General features: G+C 64.9%; 17 protein-coding genes and 1 pseudogene. 13 read left to right on the top strand and 5 right to left on the bottom strand.

Going from position 1 to position 17,323, the window contains the following annotated elements:
- Positions 1 to 40: 40 nt before the first annotated feature.
- Both CTR55_RS01940 and CTR55_RS01935 read left to right on the top strand, forming a co-directional pair.
- The gene (locus CTR55_RS01940) at positions 41 to 784 is read left to right on the top strand and encodes a YciK family oxidoreductase (RefSeq protein WP_296283856.1); all 744 of its coding nucleotides are present in this window, start codon (positions 41 to 43) and stop codon (positions 782 to 784) included.
- A 267-nt stretch (positions 785 to 1,051) separates the two neighbouring features.
- The gene (locus CTR55_RS01935) at positions 1,052 to 1,978 is read left to right on the top strand and encodes a GGDEF domain-containing protein (protein WP_296283855.1); all 927 of its coding nucleotides are present in this window, start codon (positions 1,052 to 1,054) and stop codon (positions 1,976 to 1,978) included.
- 515 nt (positions 1,979 to 2,493) lie between these two features.
- On the opposite strand, the pseudogene rluB reads toward CTR55_RS01935, so the two are convergent.
- Positions 2,494 to 3,675: pseudogene (gene rluB / locus CTR55_RS01930) on the bottom strand (23S rRNA pseudouridine(2605) synthase RluB); the annotation flags it as partial.
- A gap of 122 nt (positions 3,676 to 3,797) precedes the next feature.
- Here rluB and CTR55_RS01925 point away from each other — a divergent pair.
- The 4 genes from CTR55_RS01925 to CTR55_RS01910 all read left to right on the top strand — a co-directional run bounded on the left by CTR55_RS01925 (position 3,798) and on the right by CTR55_RS01910 (position 6,569).
- The gene (locus CTR55_RS01925; protein ID WP_296283854.1) at positions 3,798 to 4,232 is read left to right on the top strand and encodes an NUDIX hydrolase; all 435 of its coding nucleotides are present in this window, start codon (positions 3,798 to 3,800) and stop codon (positions 4,230 to 4,232) included.
- 151 nt (positions 4,233 to 4,383) lie between these two features.
- Positions 4,384 to 5,811, top strand: a complete 1,428-nt coding sequence (ccoN, locus tag CTR55_RS01920; RefSeq protein ID WP_296283853.1) for a cytochrome-c oxidase, cbb3-type subunit I — start codon at positions 4,384 to 4,386, stop codon at positions 5,809 to 5,811.
- Between the two features lies 1 nt (position 5,812).
- The gene (locus CTR55_RS01915) at positions 5,813 to 6,043 is read left to right on the top strand and encodes a cbb3-type cytochrome c oxidase subunit 3 (protein WP_296283852.1); all 231 of its coding nucleotides are present in this window, start codon (positions 5,813 to 5,815) and stop codon (positions 6,041 to 6,043) included.
- 259 nt (positions 6,044 to 6,302) lie between these two features.
- Positions 6,303 to 6,569, top strand: coding sequence for a DUF2790 domain-containing protein (locus CTR55_RS01910; protein WP_296283851.1), 267 nt, complete (start codon positions 6,303 to 6,305; stop codon positions 6,567 to 6,569).
- 245 nt (positions 6,570 to 6,814) lie between these two features.
- Here CTR55_RS01910 and CTR55_RS01905 read toward each other — a convergent pair whose 3' ends face one another.
- Positions 6,815 to 8,719, bottom strand: coding sequence for a potassium transporter Kup (locus CTR55_RS01905; protein WP_296283850.1), 1,905 nt, complete (start codon positions 8,717 to 8,719; stop codon positions 6,815 to 6,817).
- A gap of 244 nt (positions 8,720 to 8,963) precedes the next feature.
- On the opposite strand from CTR55_RS01905, the gene rimO reads away from it, so the two are divergent.
- From rimO to CTR55_RS01890, 3 genes are read left to right on the top strand one after another with little or no spacing between them, the layout of a single operon-like run.
- The gene (gene rimO, locus CTR55_RS01900; protein ID WP_296283849.1) at positions 8,964 to 10,286 is read left to right on the top strand and encodes a 30S ribosomal protein S12 methylthiotransferase RimO; all 1,323 of its coding nucleotides are present in this window, start codon (positions 8,964 to 8,966) and stop codon (positions 10,284 to 10,286) included.
- A gap of 49 nt (positions 10,287 to 10,335) precedes the next feature.
- Positions 10,336 to 10,797: a DUF1456 family protein gene (locus CTR55_RS01895; RefSeq protein WP_296283848.1), complete on the top strand. Its 462-nt coding sequence runs from the start codon at positions 10,336 to 10,338 to the stop codon at positions 10,795 to 10,797.
- A 7-nt stretch (positions 10,798 to 10,804) separates the two neighbouring features.
- On the top strand, positions 10,805 to 11,173 hold the full coding sequence (locus tag CTR55_RS01890; RefSeq protein ID WP_296283847.1) for a DUF2784 domain-containing protein: 369 nt from the start codon (positions 10,805 to 10,807) through the stop codon (positions 11,171 to 11,173).
- Here the strand turns inward: CTR55_RS01890 and CTR55_RS01885 are convergent.
- Complete coding sequence (locus tag CTR55_RS01885) at positions 11,121 to 12,710, bottom strand: glycosyltransferase family 39 protein (RefSeq protein WP_296283846.1); 1,590 nt, start codon at positions 12,708 to 12,710, stop codon at positions 11,121 to 11,123. The genes CTR55_RS01890 and CTR55_RS01885 overlap by 53 nt on opposite strands.
- 172 nt (positions 12,711 to 12,882) lie before the next feature.
- On the opposite strand from CTR55_RS01885, the gene CTR55_RS01880 reads away from it, so the two are divergent.
- Both CTR55_RS01880 and tsaA read left to right on the top strand, forming a co-directional pair.
- Entirely contained in the window at positions 12,883 to 13,656 is a 774-nt protein-coding gene (locus CTR55_RS01880) for an SDR family oxidoreductase (RefSeq protein ID WP_296283845.1), read from the top strand.
- Positions 13,657 to 13,723: 67 nt separating this feature from the next.
- Complete coding sequence (gene tsaA / locus CTR55_RS01875; protein WP_296283964.1) at positions 13,724 to 14,422, top strand: tRNA (N6-threonylcarbamoyladenosine(37)-N6)-methyltransferase TrmO; 699 nt, start codon at positions 13,724 to 13,726, stop codon at positions 14,420 to 14,422.
- Positions 14,423 to 14,429: 7 nt separating this feature from the next.
- Here tsaA and CTR55_RS01870 read toward each other — a convergent pair whose 3' ends face one another.
- Positions 14,430 to 14,732 carry a putative quinol monooxygenase gene (locus CTR55_RS01870; RefSeq protein ID WP_138212700.1) on the bottom strand — a complete coding sequence of 101 codons (303 nt, stop codon included), beginning with the start codon at positions 14,730 to 14,732 and terminating at the stop codon, positions 14,430 to 14,432.
- Between the two features lie 60 nt (positions 14,733 to 14,792).
- Between CTR55_RS01870 and CTR55_RS01865 the strand changes: the two genes are divergently transcribed.
- Entirely contained in the window at positions 14,793 to 15,206 is a 414-nt protein-coding gene (locus tag CTR55_RS01865) for a VOC family protein (protein WP_296283844.1), read from the top strand.
- A 166-nt stretch (positions 15,207 to 15,372) separates the two neighbouring features.
- On the opposite strand, the gene fpr is transcribed toward CTR55_RS01865, so the two are convergent.
- The gene (gene fpr, locus CTR55_RS01860) at positions 15,373 to 16,149 is read right to left on the bottom strand and encodes a ferredoxin-NADP reductase (protein ID WP_192431880.1); all 777 of its coding nucleotides are present in this window, start codon (positions 16,147 to 16,149) and stop codon (positions 15,373 to 15,375) included.
- Positions 16,150 to 16,371: 222 nt separating this feature from the next.
- On the opposite strand from fpr, the gene CTR55_RS01855 reads away from it, so the two are divergent.
- A complete protein-coding gene (locus CTR55_RS01855; RefSeq protein WP_296283843.1) occupies positions 16,372 to 17,298 on the top strand; it encodes a LysR family transcriptional regulator in 927 nt (308 codons plus the stop codon).
- The last annotated feature ends 25 nt before the right edge of the window (positions 17,299 to 17,323 follow it).

Here is a 17,323-nt window from a genome sequence, read left to right as displayed (position 1 = left end):
GGGAGCCCGTCGCGCTGACGGGCTCCGCCAAGGAGAAACCATGTTCGACTATTCCGCCCGCCCCGACCTGCTCAAGGGCCGCGTGATCCTGGTGACTGGCGCCGGCCGCGGTATCGGCCGGGCCGCCTCGCTCGCCTTTGCCGCCCACGGCGCCACCGTGCTGTTGCTGGGCAAGACCGAGGACTACCTCAACGAGGTCTACGACCTGATCGTTGCCGCCGGCCACCCGCAACCGGTGGTGATTCCGCTGAACCTGGAAACCACCCTGCCGCACCAGTACGACGAGCTGGCTGCCACCATCGAAACGGAGTTCGGCAAGCTCGACGGCCTGCTGCACAACGCCTCGATCCTCGGCCTGCGCTCGCCCATCGAGCAGATCTCCACCGACAACTTCACCCGCGTCATGCAGGTGAACGTCAACGCCATGTTCAGCCTCACCCACACCCTGCTGCCGCTGCTCAAGCTCTCCGAGGACGCCTCGGTGGTCTTCACCTCCAGCAGTGTCGGCCGCAAGGGCCGCGCCTACTGGGGCGCCTACGCGGTGTCGAAGTTCGCCACCGAAGGCCTGATGCAGGTGCTGGCCGACGAGTGCGAGGACATCACCAGCGTGCGCGCCAACAGCGTCAACCCCGGCGCCACCCGCACCGCCATGCGCGCCCACGCCTACCCTGGCGAGAACGCCTTCAACAACCCGCAGCCCGAGGAGATCATGCCGGTCTACCTGTATCTGATGGGCCCGGACAGCAAAGGCGTGAACGGCCAGGCCTTCAACGCCCAGGACTGACTTCCCCCCCCGAAGACTCGGTACCGGCGTACCAGCGGCGTCGCCCTGCAGCCCAGCAACGACGCCGCTTCACGCCAATTTTCCGGCTCCCTCCCGCACACCACTCGGGCAAAGTGCCACTATTTCGCCAGACTTCTGGCGAAACCTTTATCCCCTCGGGAACCCTGACCACCATCGGTCGGTCAATACGGCGTCTTTTCAGGCCTTTCCGCGCCCTGGCACGGAAATCGCTCTGTCCCTGCAAACGCCGTATGAATGGTCACCGCCATGGTTCCTCCCAAGCCCTCCAACACCATCGATTTCGATGCAGCCAAGCTCCAGCGCGCGGCCAGCCAGGACACTCGCACACCCTCGCGGCGTCCGCTGGACCTGCTGGAGCTACGCCAGCAACTGAACCTGCAATTGCAGGTAAGCCTGGAGGCCGACCGCATCCTCGCGGTGTTCTTCCGCGAGATCCAGCAGATGCTGCCGGTGGAGTATCTGGTTTATTACCATGCCGGCGCCGATCTGCGCCTGGAGTTCGGCGAAGCGGCCAAGCACTGCGTCGACTACCGCCTGACCCACGCCAGCGAATATCTTGGCGAGATCAGCTTCCGCCGCACCCAGCGCTTCGCCGAGGCCGAGCTGGCGCAGCTGGAATCGCTGATGGCCTGCCTGCTCTACCCGCTGCGCAACGCCCTGCTCTACCGCGCCGCCGTGCAGTCCGCGCTGCGCGACGCATTGACCGGCACCGGCAATCGTATCGCCATGGACCAGACCCTGGGCCGCGAAGTCGAGGTAGCGCGGCGCCATCTGCAGCCACTGTCGATCCTCATGCTCGACCTTGACCACTTCAAGCGGATCAACGACGAGCACGGCCACAGCGTCGGTGACGACGCCCTGCGTGCCGTGGCCAAGACGCTGAAGAACAGCCTGCGCAACGTCGACATGGTGTTCCGTTTTGGTGGCGAGGAGTTCCTCGTGCTGCTCTCCAACACGCCCGACTGCGCCGCCGTGCAGGTGGGCGAACGGCTTCGCAGTGCCGTGGAGGAACTGGACCTGGCCGCCGACGGCAAGCACTTGCCGCTGTCCATCAGCCTGGGCTGCGCAACGCTCAATGGCGGCGAGTCGGTGGACGATCTGCTGCGCCGCGCCGACAACGCCCTCTATGAAGCCAAGCGCGACGGCCGCAACCGGCTGGCCTGCGCCAGCTGATTCAGCGGCTGCCGCTCCTACGCCCTGCCCCTCTCGCCGGCGAGCACAGTCTCTGTAGGAGCGAGCTTGCTCGCGAACGGATTTCCCGGCTGCTCTAGCGTCAAGCGGGTTCACGAGCAAGCTCGCTCCTACAAAAATACCGGACAATAAAAAAGGGCTCCGAGGAGCCCTTTTTCATTTACCGCTGACGCTTAGCGCTTGAAGCCCGGACGCATGCCGTCGCCGGCAGCCTGCGGACGGCGCTTGACCAGCGGCTTGCGGGCGGGCTTGCCCGGACGCTCAGCCAGGGGAGCACCTTTCTCACGAGCTGGACGGTCGCTCGGCGCCTTGCGCGGAGCACGGCTGTCGGCGGAATCGCCACGCGGGCCACGGGCCGGGCGATCAGCACCATCGCGCGGAGCGCGCGCCGGACGATCACCACCCGCATCACGCGGTTTGCGCGGTGCGCGGCTGTCAGCGCCTTCGCTGCGCGGGCCACGGGCCGGACGATCAGCGCCGTCGCGCGGAGCACGAGCCGGACGATCACCACCGGCGTCACGCGGCTTGCGCGGAGCGCGACTGTCAGCGGAATCCCCACGCGGGGCGCGTGCCGGGCGGTCACCTGCATCGCGCGGAGCGCGGGCCGGACGCTCGCCAGCACCATCACGGGAATGGCGCGGAGCACGGCTGTCAGCGGAGTCGCCACGCGGAGCGCGAGCCGGACGCTCGTCGGAATCACGCGGGCCACGAGCCGGGCGCTCGCCCGCTGCCGGACGCGGAGCACGCTGCGGACGCTCGCCACCTTCGGCGCGCTCGGTGCGGGTACGCGAGCCACGGCCCGGACGCTCGCTGGGCGCCAGCTTCTTGCCGAGCTTGCGCTCCTGGCGCTCGACCTTTTCCTTGGTCTTGGTGGAAACCGCAGGCAGCGCAACCGGCGTCAGGCCGACCTCTTCGCTGAGGATGTCCAGCTCGCGCTGGCCCATCTCGCGGTAGCGACCCATGGTCAGCTCGGAGGTCAGGAATACCGGACCAAAGCGCACGCGTTTCAGGCGGCTGACCACCACGCCCTGGGATTCCCACAGGCGACGAACCTCGCGGTTACGGCCTTCCATCACCACCACGTGGTACCAGTGGTTGAAGCCTTCGCCACCGGGCGCTTCCTGGATGTCGCTGAACTTGGCCAGGCCGTCTTCGAGCATCACGCCAGCTTTCAGGCGCTCGATCATCTCTTCGTCGACTTCGCCACGCACGCGCACGGCGTACTCGCGGTCCATCTCGTAGGACGGGTGCATCAGGCGGTTGGCCAGTTCACCGTCGGTGGTGAACATCAGCAGGCCGGTGGTGTTGATGTCCAGGCGGCCGACGTTGATCCAGCGGCCGCTGCGCAGGCGCGGCAGGCGATCGAACACGGTCGGACGGCCTTCCGGATCATCGCGGGTGCAGACTTCGCCTTCAGGCTTGTTGTAGATCAGCACGCGACGGACGTGTTCTTCGATCTTCTCGCGCTTGAGCAGACGGTCGTCGACGGCGATGGCGTCGCGGTCGCCCACGCGCTGGCCAAGGGTGGCGACTGCGCCATTGACCTTGACGCGGCCTTCTTCGATCCAGGCTTCGACGTCACGGCGCGAGCCGACGCCCATGCGTGCGAGGACTTTCTGCAGTTTCTCGCCGGCCGGGGCTGGGGTAAGTTCTTCAAGGTTTTCGTGCGTGTCGGTCATCTGGGCACCTCCCGGTGTGGCATGCAACGAATAAAAAAGGTCGCGCATCATACGCGCTCACGGTCGACAAAGCACCGTCCGCAGTCGGGAAAGACTAGCCGACTTACAGGGGGAATGAAGCCATGCAGCACGAAGACGACTTCACCGGCGCCAAACTGGCGCTGTTCCATGCCGGACAACTGGTGGTCTACAAGCGCGACGAAAAGGCCGGTATCCCCTACCCCGGCTGCTGGGACTTCCCCGGCGGCGGCCGTGAAGGCGGCGAAACGCCGGCGCAATGCGCGCTGCGCGAGCTGGAGGAAGAGTTCTCTCTGCGCCTGGACGAGCAGCGCATCGAATGGAAACGCCGCTACCCCGCCACCCACGGCCCGGCGCCCTGGGCCTGGTTCCTGGTGGCGCGGCTGGAGCAGGCCGAGTTCGAGGCCATCCGCTTCGGCGACGAAGGCCAGTACTGGCGCCTGATGCGCGTCAGCGAGTACCTCGCCCACGAGCAGGCGGTGGATTACCTGCAGGAACGCCTGCGGCATTTCCTCGCAGGGCGGCTGGACATCGCCTGAATCCGCGCCAGCGGCCGCTGATCCGTATTTGCGTGGCCTATCTGAATCTGTTTCCTGCTCCCGCATTTTCCTAGATTGCCCGCTCACCGGAGCGCGCCGGATTTGCAGTCCATCGTGCGTCCGGACGTTCTGTCACAAGCGGGAATCCAGCATGAACACGAAAAGCACGGAGCAGGCGTACAACTACAAGGTGGTCCGCCAGTTCGCCATCATGACGGTAGTCTGGGGAGTCGTCGGCATGGCCATGGGGGTACTGATCGCCTCCCAACTGGTCTGGCCACAACTGAACCTGGACCTGCCATGGACCAGTTTCGGACGCCTGCGTCCGCTGCACACCAGCCTGGTGATCTTCGCCTTCGGTGGCTGCGCGCTGTTTGCCACCAGCTATTACACGGTGCAGCGCACCTGCCAGACGCGGCTGTTCTCCGACAGCCTTGCCGCCTTCACCTTCTGGGGCTGGCAGGCGCTGATCGTGGTGATGATGATCACGCTGCCGCTGGGCTATACCACCACCAAGGAATACGCCGAGATCGAATTCACCGGCGCGGTGTGGATGGCCATCGTCTGGGTTGCTTACGCCGTGGTGTTCTTCGGCACGCTGATGAAGCGCAAGACGCCGCACATCTACGTAGGCAACTGGTTCTTCGCCGCCTTCATCCTGGTCACGGCGATGCTGCACATCGTCAACCACCTGGCCATCCCGGTGGGCTGGTTCAAGTCCTACCCGGTGTACTCCGGCGCCACCGACGCCATGGTGCAGTGGTGGTACGGGCACAACGCGGTGGGCTTCTTCCTCACCACCGGTTTCCTCGGGATGATGTATTACTTCGTGCCCAAGCAGGCCGGGCGCCCGGTGTACTCCTACCGGCTGTCCATCGTGCACTTCTGGGCGCTGATCACCCTGTACATCTGGGCCGGCCCGCACCACCTGCACTACACCGCCCTGCCCGACTGGGCGCAGAGCCTGGGCATGGTGATGTCGCTGATTCTCCTGGCACCCAGCTGGGGCGGAATGATCAACGGCATGATGACGCTCTCCGGCGCCTGGCATAAGTTGCGCACCGACCCGATCCTGCGCTTCCTCGTGGTCTCCCTGGCGTTCTACGGCATGTCGACCTTCGAGGGCCCGATGATGGCGATCAAGACCGTCAACGCCCTGTCTCACTACACTGACTGGACCATCGGCCACGTCCACGCCGGCGCACTGGGCTGGGTGGCGATGATTTCCATTGGCTCGCTCTACCACCTGATCCCCAAGGTCTTCGGTCGCGAACAGATGCACAGCATCGGCTTGATCAACGCGCACTTCTGGCTGGCCACCATCGGCACGGTCCTCTATATCGCCTCGATGTGGGTCAACGGCATCACCCAGGGCCTGATGTGGCGCGCCATCAATGCCGACGGCACGCTCACCTACTCCTTCGTCGAAGCGCTGCAGGCCAGCCACCCCGGCTTCGTGGTGCGCATGGCTGGCGGGCTGATGTTCCTCAGCGGCATGTTGCTGATGGCCTGGAACACCTGGGCGACCGTGCGCCAGGCACGGCCGGAAGCCCTTCGCGTCGCCGAGCGGATGGCCTGAGATGACGCTGTGGCTGGGGCTGGTCGGCCTGCTGGCACTGTACTTCGGCGTCAGCTGGAGCTTGCGGGCGCACCGTGAGCGCGGCATCGAAGAGGCCAGCATGTTGCCTTTCGCCGATGACGAAGAGGTCGCCCGGCGCATGGAAAAGGCCACCGGGCGCAGCCGCACTGGCTGCGCCTGCCCCGGCCGTTGCCACGGCGACTGCGAGCATTGGCGCGACTGGCAGCCCTAGCGCGCCACCTCGGACGCGCACCTGCGACAGAGCGCCGCATCACCTTCGTCAATTTTCATTAGCAAGCACATCAATTTCCCGGCGGGCGCCCTGAAGCGGAATATCACTTCCGTGCCCCGCCACCTGATGGACGCCTGCAGCATCGTCCGCTGTCCTGTCTGGACCCCAGGACAGACATCATCGATGCCAGTGCTCCCCGGTGGGGCTTTCAAACCCATTCAAGAGCCCCTGAGCGGGCTCTTTACCGAGGAAACAAAGAATGAAGCTTGCCTCTGTCGTGTCGGCTGTCATCTCCAGCCTCGCTCCGATGGCTTTTGCCCAGGACGCCATCAAGAACCCCGGTGCCGAACTGCCGGTCACCGAATACCACTACGGCATGTCCCTGGACGTCGACAAGGTGCTGCACCGCACCGACAACTCGGGCAAGGTGGGCGTCGTGCCGGCATTCATGGTCTACCAGGATCACAACGGCGAGACCCACAAGGTTCGCTTCCTCGAATGGGGCGGCAGCACCAGCCAGGGTTGAGCCTCAACGAACATCGCCCTCCGGCCGTCTTGGCCAAACCCCGCGAGCCTGTGGTGGCGGTCGGGGGGCGATCCTGATTTCCCGCCGGGACGAAAACCGGCCTCACCCTGCAGGAGCGAGCCTGCTCGCGAACCAGCCTCACTGCAGGATTCGTTCGCGAGCAAGCTCGCTCCTACGAAAAGCCTTCAGCACCCAGGCCCTAAAAAAAACGCGCCAATCGGCGCGTTTTTTCATGCAGCGAAAACTCAGATTTCCACCTGCGTCCCCAGCTCGATCACCCGGTTCAGCGGCAAGTTGAAGTAGCGCAGGTTGCCGTTGGCATTCTTCAGCAGGAACGCGAACAGCGCCTCGCGCCAGCGCGCCATGCCAATCAGCTTGGACGGGATCACCGTCTCGCGACTGAGGAAGTAGGTGGTGCGCATCGGGCTGAAATCCAGCTCGTTGAGGTGGCACAGCTTGAGTGCCTGCGGAATGTCCGGGTCCTCGATGAAACCGAAGTGCAGCACCACACGGAAGAAGCCCTCGCCGTAGGCGTCCACCTCGAAGCGGCGGTCCTGCGACACGCGCGGGCTGTCTTCGTTGACCACGGTGAGCAGCACGACCTGCTCATGCAACACCTGGTTGTGCAGCAGGTTGTGTAACAGCGCATGGGGCACAGCGTCGGTGCGGGCAGTGAGGAACACGGCTGTGCCCTGCACGCGGTGCGGCGGCTGCGAACGGATGCTGGAGATGAACAGCGGCAGCGGCAGCGAACCCTCGTCCAGACGGTCCACCAGCAACTGGCGACCACGCTTCCAGGTGGTCATCAGGATGAACAGGCCGATACCGGCGATGACCGGGAAGGCGCCACCCTGGATAACCTTGGGCAGGTTGGCGGCGAAGAACAGGGTGTCCACCAGCAGCATCATCAGGAAGAACGGAATCGCCACCCACAGCGGCCACTTCCACAGCAGCCAGATCACCACGCCCATCAACAGGGTGGTCATCAGCATGGTGCCGGTCACCGCCACGCCGTAGGCCGAGGCCAGGGCGGCAGAGGATTCGAAGCCCAGGACCAGCAGCACCACGCCAACCATCAGCGCCCAGTTCACCCCGGGGATGTAGATCTGCCCCTGCTCGTGGCTGGAGGTGTGCTGGATCGACATGCGTGGCACATAGCCGAGCTGAATCGCCTGGCGGGTCAGCGAGAAGGCACCGGAAATCACCGCCTGCGACGCGATCACGGTGGCCGCGGTGGACAGTGCCACCAGCGGCACCAGCGCCCAGCTCGGTGCGGTCAGGTAGAAGGGATTACGCGCGGCCTCGGCATTGACCAGGATGGTCGCGCCCTGGCCGAAGTAGTTCAGCACCAGCGCCGGCAGCACCAGAGCAAACCAGGCTCGGGCAATAGGCTTGCGACCAAAGTGCCCCATGTCGGCATACAGCGCCTCGGCACCGGTCAGCGCCAGCACGGTGGCGCCGAGAATGGCCACGCCGATACCCGGATGGGAAACGAAGAAGTTGAAGGCCCAGGCCGGGTTCATCGCTTTCAGCACTTCAGGCTGCTGTGCCACGCCATAGATGCCCAGCGCCGCCAGGGCCAGGAACCAGGCCACCATGATCGGCCCGAAGAGAATGCCGATGCGCGCCGTGCCGTGCTTCTGGATCAGGAACAGCCCCACCAGCACGATCAACGACAGCGGTACCACCCAGTGTTCCAGGCCGTCGAAGGCGATCTCCAGCCCCTCGATGGCCGAAAGGACCGAAATCGCCGGAGTGATCATGCTGTCGCCATAGAACAGCGCCGCCCCGATCAGACCGGCCACCACCATGAACGCCTGCAACCGGCGGCGCCCGCTGGCCGCGCGACGGGCCAGCGCGGACAGCGCCATCACCCCACCCTCGCCCTGGTTGTCGGCGCGCAGCACGAAGATCACGTACTTGATCGACACCACCCAGATCAGCGACCAGAAGATCAGCGAGAGCACGCCGAGCACACCGTCGTGGTTGGCCTGCACGCCATAACCGCCGATGAAGACTTCCTTGAGGGTGTACAGCGGGCTGGTGCCGATATCGCCGTAGCACACGCCCACGGCGCCGATCATCAGGCCGACGGCGGAGCTGGAATGGGGCTGTTCATGCTCAACGGTGCCGGCGCTTGCATCGGACATGTAACAAAATTCCTCAAAAAAATTCGGCGCATCCTGCTCCGAGCCATTCGTCGATGCAAGGGCCGGGTGCGAAGGTTCTGAATGACTATAGAGCCTGTTGCCCACAATTACCGGGCAAACAGGGCGGTACGGCGGCCTGCGACAGGTTGTCCCAGAGAGGCTGGTCAAGTGCGCGGGACGCCGCTAGAATTGCGCACTTTTTGATCAGAGGCGCCGCCAGCGCGCCCTTCGAGGTTAGCCGCACATGTCCACCGCCACACCCAAAGTCGGTTTCGTCAGCCTGGGTTGCCCTAAAGCCACGGTCGATTCCGAACGCATCCTCACCCAACTGCGCATGGAAGGGTACGAAATCGTCCCCACCTACCAGGACGCGGACGTGGTGGTGGTGAACACCTGCGGCTTCATCGACAGCGCCAAGGCCGAGTCCCTGGACGCCATCGGCGAAGCCCTCGCCGAGAATGGCAAGGTGATCGTCACCGGCTGCATGGGCGTTGCCGAAGACAGCATCCGTGACGTGCACCCCAGCGTGCTGGCCGTGACCGGCCCGCAGCAGTACGAGCAGGTGGTCAATGCCGTCCACGAGGTGATCCCGCCCAAGGCCGAGCACAACCCGCTGATCGACCTGGTACCGCCGCAGGGCATCAAGCTGACCCCGCGCCACTACGCCTACCTGAAGATTTCCGAAGGCTGCAACCACAGCTGCAGCTTCTGCATCATCCCGTCCATGCGCGGCAAGCTGGTCAGCCGCCCGGTCGGCGACGTGCTCAGCGAAGCCCAGCGCCTGGTCAAGGCCGGCGTGAAGGAGCTGCTGGTCATCTCCCAGGACACCAGCGCCTACGGCGTGGACCTGAAGTACAAGCTGGACTTCTGGGACGGCCAGCCGGTGAAGACCCGCATGCTGGAGCTGTGCCAGGCACTTTCCTCGATGGGCGTGTGGGTACGCCTGCACTACGTCTACCCGTACCCCAACGTCGACGACGTGATCCCGCTGATGGCCGAGGGCAAGCTGCTGCCCTACCTGGACATCCCCTTCCAGCACGCCAGCCCGAAAGTGCTCAAGTCCATGAAGCGCCCCGCCTTCGAGGACAAGACCCTGGCGCGCATCAAGAACTGGCGCGAGATCTGCCCCGAGCTGACCATCCGCTCCACCTTCATCGTCGGCTTCCCCGGCGAGACCGAGGAAGACTTCCAGTACCTGCTCGACTGGCTGACCGAAGCCCAGCTCGACCGCGTCGGCTGCTTCCAGTACTCCCCGGTGGACGGTGCGCCGGCCAACGACCTGGGCCTGGACGTGGTGCCGGACGACGTCAAGCAGGACCGTTGGGAGCGCTTCATGGCGCACCAGCAGGCAATTTCCGCCGCCCGCCTGCAACTGAAGATCGGCAAGGAAATCGACGTGCTGATCGATGAAGTGGACGATGAAGGCGCGGTCGGCCGTTCCTACGCCGATGCCCCGGAAATCGACGGCGCCGTGTACATCGACAGCTTCGACGTGAAGCCGGGCGACAAGGTGCGCGTACGCATCACCGACGCCGACGAGTACGACCTCTGGGCCGAACTGGTCTGATCCGCAAAAGCCCCGCTGAAGCGGGGCTTTTCATTTCAATGGAACGAACATGACCAACAACGACGTACTGCGCAGCCTGCGCTACCTGCTGGACATTCGCGATGCCCAGGTGGCCGAGATCACCGCGCTGGCTGGCTTCAACGTCAGTGTCGAGGAAATCGGCGCCTTCCTCGCCCGCGACGACGAGCCGGACTTCAAGCCGTGCAGCGACCGCGTGCTGGCGCACTTCCTCGACGGCCTGATCATCCACCGCCGTGGCCGCGACGAATCGCGCCCGCTGCCGCCGGTGGAACTGCCGCTGACCAACAACATCACCCTGAAGAAGCTGCGTGTCGCCTTCGAGCTGCGCGATGACGACATCCTCGCGATCCTCGACAGCGTCAGCTTCATCGTCACCAAGACCGAGCTGGGCGCGCTGTTCCGCAAACCCGGCCACAACAACTACCGCCCCTGCGGTGACCAGTTGCTGCGCAACTTCCTCAAGGGCCTGACCCAGCGCCAGCAGCGCTGAGGCCAACGTGCTCTATCACCTGGCCGCCGACGCCGTCGTCCTGCTGCACCTGGGGTTCATCCTCTTCGTGCTGCTCGGCGGCCTGCTGGTGCTGCGCTGGCCACGCCTGGCCTGGCTGCACGCACCGGCGGTGGCCTGGGGCATGGCGGTGGAATTCCTCCACCTCTACTGCCCGCTGACGCCGCTGGAAAACCACTTCCGCACCCTGGCCGGCGACAACGGCTACAGCGGCGGCTTCATCGAGCACTACCTGATCCCGTTGATCTACCCCGCCGGCCTGACCGAGGCGACCCAGATCGTCCTCGGCCTGGTGGTAGTAGCGGTCAATCTGCCGCCGTACCTGCTACTGCTGCGCCGGGCTCTGCGTTCGAGCTGAGCGCCTGCGGCGTATTCAGCGGCAGATAGGCCAGGCTGGCCTCCTTGTTCTTCGAGTGCCCGAGGCGCTGGCCGTTGTTGGCACGGGACTCGATTACCTGGTGATCCTTCGTCAACCAGCTCAGTGGCCGCTCACGTTCATGGGTTTCCTGGGAAATGATGACGGTGCGTGCCGGGTCCCAGTCTTCACCGGTGTGCTGGCGCAGCCAGGTGAACAGCGTGGCGCTGTCCTCCTGTGGATAACCCCCATGGATATAGAGGAACGGATGCGCCTGGCGTGCACCTTTCTGCTCCAGGTAGATCGGCATGCGCGCGTCTTCATCGCCGAGGATCAGTACTCGCCATTGCGACCAGGGCGCGCTTTGCTCCGCCGCTGCGCGCACCTCCCTGGCGAAGACCGGAATCCCCCCGCCGCCATTGCTCCACGGGTAGGCCACACCGAGAACCAGCAGCATCAGCACGGCGCCTGCGCCAATCGCGCGCGGCCAGGCGCGCCCCAGCCCGGCGAGCCCACGCTCATGCCGCGACTCCACCACCCACCACGCCGCCAGCAACTGCGCGAACGGCACCAGTGGCAGCACGTAGTAGCTGCGCCGGCCGCCACTGGCGGTGAAGAACGCAAACAGCAGCACCAGCGCCCAGACCAGCCAGCGCGCGTTGGGCTCCAACTGCTTCCAGCGGCGCGCGGCGAACCACAGGCCGATGATCCACAACGGCGCCCAGGGCAGCGTGTAAGCCGGCAGGTAAAGCAGGTAGGTGTAGATCGGCCCCTTATGGTCGAACGGCTCGAAGAAGCGCACCACGTTCTCGCGGAACACCAGCGCCAGCCCGCTCTCGCCATAGCTGGGCTGACCATAGAAGTGCGACAGCACGAACGGAATCGAATAGGCCGCGCCGGCGACGACCAGCGCCGCCAGCAGCCGCAGGTTCAGATGCCGGCGCCAGCGCCCGGCGCTGAACAGATGCGGCAGCAGAACCAGCACGGGCAAGACGAAACCGATCAGCCCCTTGCACAGCGAAGTCAGCGAAAGAATCAGGCAAAAGCCCAGGTAGCTCGAAAAGCGCGTGTCTTCCGGATCACGCCAGTACCAGGCCAGCGCCGCCAGCACGCCGAACACCGTGAGCATGTCCGCCGTCGCCACCCGCGCCCAGAACAGGAAGTAGAAGGTGGTCGCCAGCAACCAGCCGGCCAGCAGCCCCGTGCCCTTGCGCAGCAGACGCTCGCCCAGCCACCAGATCAGCCAGACGCTGCCAAACCCGGCCAGCACGGTGCTCGCCCGCAGTGTCCAGTGGTTAAGGCCGAACAGGCTGGCCGGCGCGGTGATCAGCCAATAGGACAGCAGTGGCTTGTCGTAGTACGCAGACCCGCGCAGGTAGGGGTCGAAGTAGTCACCCGACTGCAGCATCTGCAACGAGATATCCGCCCAACGCACCTCCGGCCCCCACACCTCCCGAGCCCACAAACCGCACAGCAAAAGCACCGCCGTGGCACCCAGCAACAGCGCCAATGCCTTCCGATCACGACTCCAATCCCGCATCACCTGCCCTCGGGCCGACCAAAGATGCGCGGACACTAGGGGATGCCCGGTTATGCGGTGGTTAAGGAATTGCCGGAATTTCGTAATGCGTATCCATTTGCCAACTGGATAGTGCTCGGAGCGCCTAAGCGATCCCGCTAGGGTAAGGCGAAACCCCAGCCAGGAGAGGCTCATGCACCCGTACTTTTCCCTCGCCGGACGGACCGCCCTGGTCACCGGCGGCACCCGTGGCATCGGCCGGATGATTGCCCAGGGCCTGCTCGAAGCCGGCGCAAAAGTGATCATCTGCGCCCGCGATGGCACCGCCTGCGCCGACACCGCCGCCGAACTGTCGCAGTACGGCGAGTGCATCGGCCTGCCGGCCAACCTCGCCACCGAGGAAGGCGCACGCGCCCTGGCCAGCGAATTGAACGAACGCCTGGACCACCTCGACATCCTGGTGAACAACGCCGGCACCACCTGGGGTGCGCCGCTGGAGAGCTACCCCGCCGCCGGCTGGGAAAAGGTCATGCAGCTCAACGTCACCGCCGTGTTCAGCTGCATCCAGCAACTGCTGCCGCTGCTGAAGAAAGGCGGCAGCGCGCAGAACCCCGCGCGGGTGATCAACATCGGCTCGGTAGCCGGCGTCACCTCCCACGGCGAGAACGCCTACGCCTACGGCCCGAGCAAGGCCGCGCTGCACCAGTTATCGCGCATGCTCGCCCGTGAACTGGTGAAAGACCACATCAACGTCAACGTCATCGCTCCCGGCCGCTTCCCCAGCAAGATGACCCGGCACATCGCCAACGACGAGCAGGCCATGGCCGAGGACACCGCCGTCATCCCCATGCGCCGCTGGGGTCGCGAGGAAGAGATGTCCGCCCTGGCGATCAGCCTGGCGAGTACCGCCGGCGCCTACATGACCGGCAACATCATCCCCATCGACGGCGGCTTCCACCTCGGCTGAACCTGTCCGAAAGCCGCTGCGAGGGGAATCGGGTACCATGGCGGCCCCTGCAACAGCCCATGCCGCCATGTCCCATACCGTCTCGCCGATCGGCCACGTCCGCTCCTGCTTCAAGGAGAAGTTCGCCATCCCGCGCCAGCCGCAACTGGCTCCGGCCGCGACCGGCGTACTGGAACTGCTGCCGCCGTTCGACACCGGCGAAGCAGTGGCAGGCCTGGAGCAGGTCAGCCACGTCTGGCTGATTTTCCTCTTCCACCAGGCGCTGGAAGACAAGCCGCGGCTGAAGGTGCGCCCGCCGCGCCTGGGCGGCAACCAGTCGATGGGCGTGTTCGCCACCCGCGCCACGCACCGGCCCAATGGCCTCGGCCAGTCCGTGGTGAAACTGGACAAGGTCGAGCCCGGCCGCCTCTGGCTGTCCGGCATTGACCTGCTGGACGGCACCCCGGTCATCGACATCAAGCCCTACGTGCCCTACGCGGACATCGTCACGGACGCGCGCAACGCTATAGCCGATGCACCGCCCGCTCCCATCGCCGTGCACTGGAGCGACGACGCCCTGCGTCAGGCCCACGAACACGGCCTGCGCCTCGGCCAGCCGGTGCGCGAACTGGTCGAGCAGTGCCTTGCCCAGGACCCACGCCCGGCCTACCAGAAGCCGCCACCCGAACGCCGCTATGGCGTGCGCCTGTGGGATCTCGACGTGCACTGGCACTACCCCGCCGACGGCGAAATCCGCGTGCTGGACCTGCAACGCACCGCCGACTGAGCCTGCGTCAATCCACCGGATTGAGAGCGATCACATCGCTCTCGAAGCACTCCTGCTCCACGATCAGCGGCTCCACCAGCGGTCGGCTGTCGCGGAAGTGCGCGGTTTGCGTGTGCGCCTCGTAGGCCGCGTCGTCGCGGTAAATCTCGTAGAGGTAGATCACGTCCGGATCGAGGCGATCCTGAGACACATCGAAGACCAGGCAACCGGGCTCACTGGACACGGAAGCGGCGGCATTGGCCTTGATGGCGTGGAGGAAATCCTCGGCGCTGCCGGGTTTCACGCGGGTCTTGATGAACAGGCTGTACACAGGACGTTCCTTTTGTTTTAAATTTGAAAATAAATTGTATACAAAAAAGGAACCGTGTTCATGTCCGATCTCCCTGCCCGCCCCGGCCGCCTCAACGGCCTGCGCCACCTCGCCCTGCTGGTACCGAACCTCGAGGAGTGCGAGCGCTTCTACGTCGACGTGCTCGGCATGGAAGTACTCAACCGCGCCAACGAAGACCTGGTCTACCTCACCTGCGGCAATGACAACCTCTCCCTGGGCCGTGGCTTCGGCGCCGCCAACGGCCTGCAGACCCTGGACCACTACGGTTTCATCGTCGACAGCGTGGAAGAGCTGGAAGCCTGGTACCAGTACTTCAAGGCACACGGCGTCACCCTGCTCGACCGCCCCTTCGACCATGGCGACGGCGCGCGCAGCTTCCATCTGCTCGACCCGGCGGGGAACAAGGTGCAGCCGCTGTATCACCCCGCAGTTTCCGGCCAACGCCTGGCGTGAGGCATCGGTAGGAGCGAGCTTGCTCGCGAACAGAGCAGCACCGTGCCTTGCAGGTTCGCGAGCAAGCTCGCTCCTACAAAAACACCGCACAATTAAAAACGCCGCGATTCCAAAGGAATCGCGGCGTTCTTTCGACTGAAAGGTCGGACGCTGCTGACTTCTCGGCTTACTTCTCGACGAAAGCCCGCTCGATCAGGTAATCGCCCGGCTCGCCCATGCGCGGGGAAATCTGCAGGCCGAAGCCGTTCAGCACTTCGCTGGTTTCGTCCAGCATGCTCGGGCTACCGCAGATCATCGCGCGGTCGTCCTGGGGGTTCATCGGCGGCAGGCCGATGTCGGCGAACAGCTTGCCGCTGCGCATCAGGTCGGTCTGGCGGCCCATGCTGTGGAACTCTTCACGGGTGACCAGCGGGCAATAGATCAGCTTCTCTTTCACCATGTCGCCGAAGTACTCGTGCTCCGGCAGGACCTTAGTGATGAAGTCCGCGTAGGCCAGCTCGCTGACCCAGCGTACGCCGTGGACCAGGATGACCTTCTCGAAGCGCTCGTAGACTTCCGGGTCCTGGATGACCGAGAGGAACGGCGCCATGCCGGTGCCGGTGCTCAGCAGGTACAGGTGCCGGCCGGGCTTGAGGTCGTCCAGCACCAGCGTGCCGGTGGGCTTGCGGCTGACCATCAGCTCGTCGCCTTCCTTCAGGTGCTGCAGACGCGAAGTCAGCGGGCCGTCCGGGACCTTGATGCTGAAGAACTCCAGGTGCTCTTCGTAGTTCGGGCTGGCGATGCTGTACGCGCGCATCAGCGGACGACCGTTGACTTCCAGGCCGATCATCACGAACTGACCGGTCTTGAAGCGCAGCCCCGGGTTACGGGTGGTCTTGAAGCTGAAGAGGGTGTCGTTCCAGTGGTGCACGCTGAGAACGCGCTCGGTGTACAGGTTGCTCATCAAGGACTCCTAGGAGAAACGTGGCGCACCCCAGCAAATCCCGGACGTAGCGCAATTGCGCGACATTTTATAGGCGGCGACAATATCCGCAAAATAAATTATCTGGATATTGCTAATCCAAAACGCAGATAAGGCCGCCCAGTCGCCGCGAAAGGATACCGTCAGGCCCTTCCTACGCCGGGATGACGAAATGTCGCGCAGCCTTTTTCGGAGACCCTCTGAATGAAATTCACCCTGCGCCAGCTCGAAGTCTTCGTCGCCGTCGCCCAGCAGGAAAGCGTCTCCCGCGCCGCCGAAGGCCTGTCCATGTCGCAGTCGGCGACCAGCACCGCGCTGGGCGAGCTGGAGCGGCAGTTCGACTGCAAGCTGTTCGACCGCTCCGGCAAGCGCCTGACCCTCAATGCCCTGGGTCGCCAGATGCTGCCCCAGGCGGTAGCCCTGCTCGACCGCGGCAGCGAAATCGAGAACATGCTCAACGGCAAGAGCGCGTTCGGCTCGCTCGACCTGGGCGCCACCCTGACCATCGGCAACTACCTGGCAACCTTGCTGATCGGCACCTTCATGCAGCGCCAGCCGGACTGCCGGGTGCGCCTGCATGTGCACAACACCGCCCACGTGGTGCAACGCGTGGCGCACTACGAGCTGGACCTGGGCCTGATCGAAGGCGACTGCCAACACCCGGACATCGAGGTGCAGCCGTGGATGGAAGACGAACTGGTGGTGTTCTGCGCGCCGCAGCACCCGCTGGCTCGTGATGGCCGCGCGAGCCTGGAGCGGTTGACGGAGGAAGCGTGGATTTTGCGCGAGCAGGGCTCAGGCACGCGCCTGACCTTCGACCAGGCCATGCGGCACCACGTCGAGCCGCTGAACGTGCGGCTGGAGCTGGAACACACCGAGGCGATCAAGCGCGCGGTGGAATCGGGACTGGGGATCGGCTGCATCTCGCGCCTGGCCCTGCGCGACGCCTTCCGCCGTGGCAGCCTGGTCCCGGTGGAGACTCCGGACCTGGACCTGCGCCGGCAGTTCTATTTCATCTGGCACCGGCAGAAATACCAGACCGCCACCATGCGCGAATTCCTGGAATTGTGCCGCAGCGAAACGGCCGGGGTGACGCGCAGCGACGATATCGTCCTGCCGATGATTCCCTGAGATGCGCCTTTCGTAGGAGCGAGCT

Source organism: Pseudomonas sp., from assembly GCF_002796985.1.
In the GTDB taxonomy this organism is placed as follows: domain Bacteria; phylum Pseudomonadota; class Gammaproteobacteria; order Pseudomonadales; family Pseudomonadaceae; genus Pseudomonas.
The sequence above is the reverse complement of the archived record's forward strand: the minus strand, read 5'-3'. Positions and strand labels throughout refer to the sequence as shown.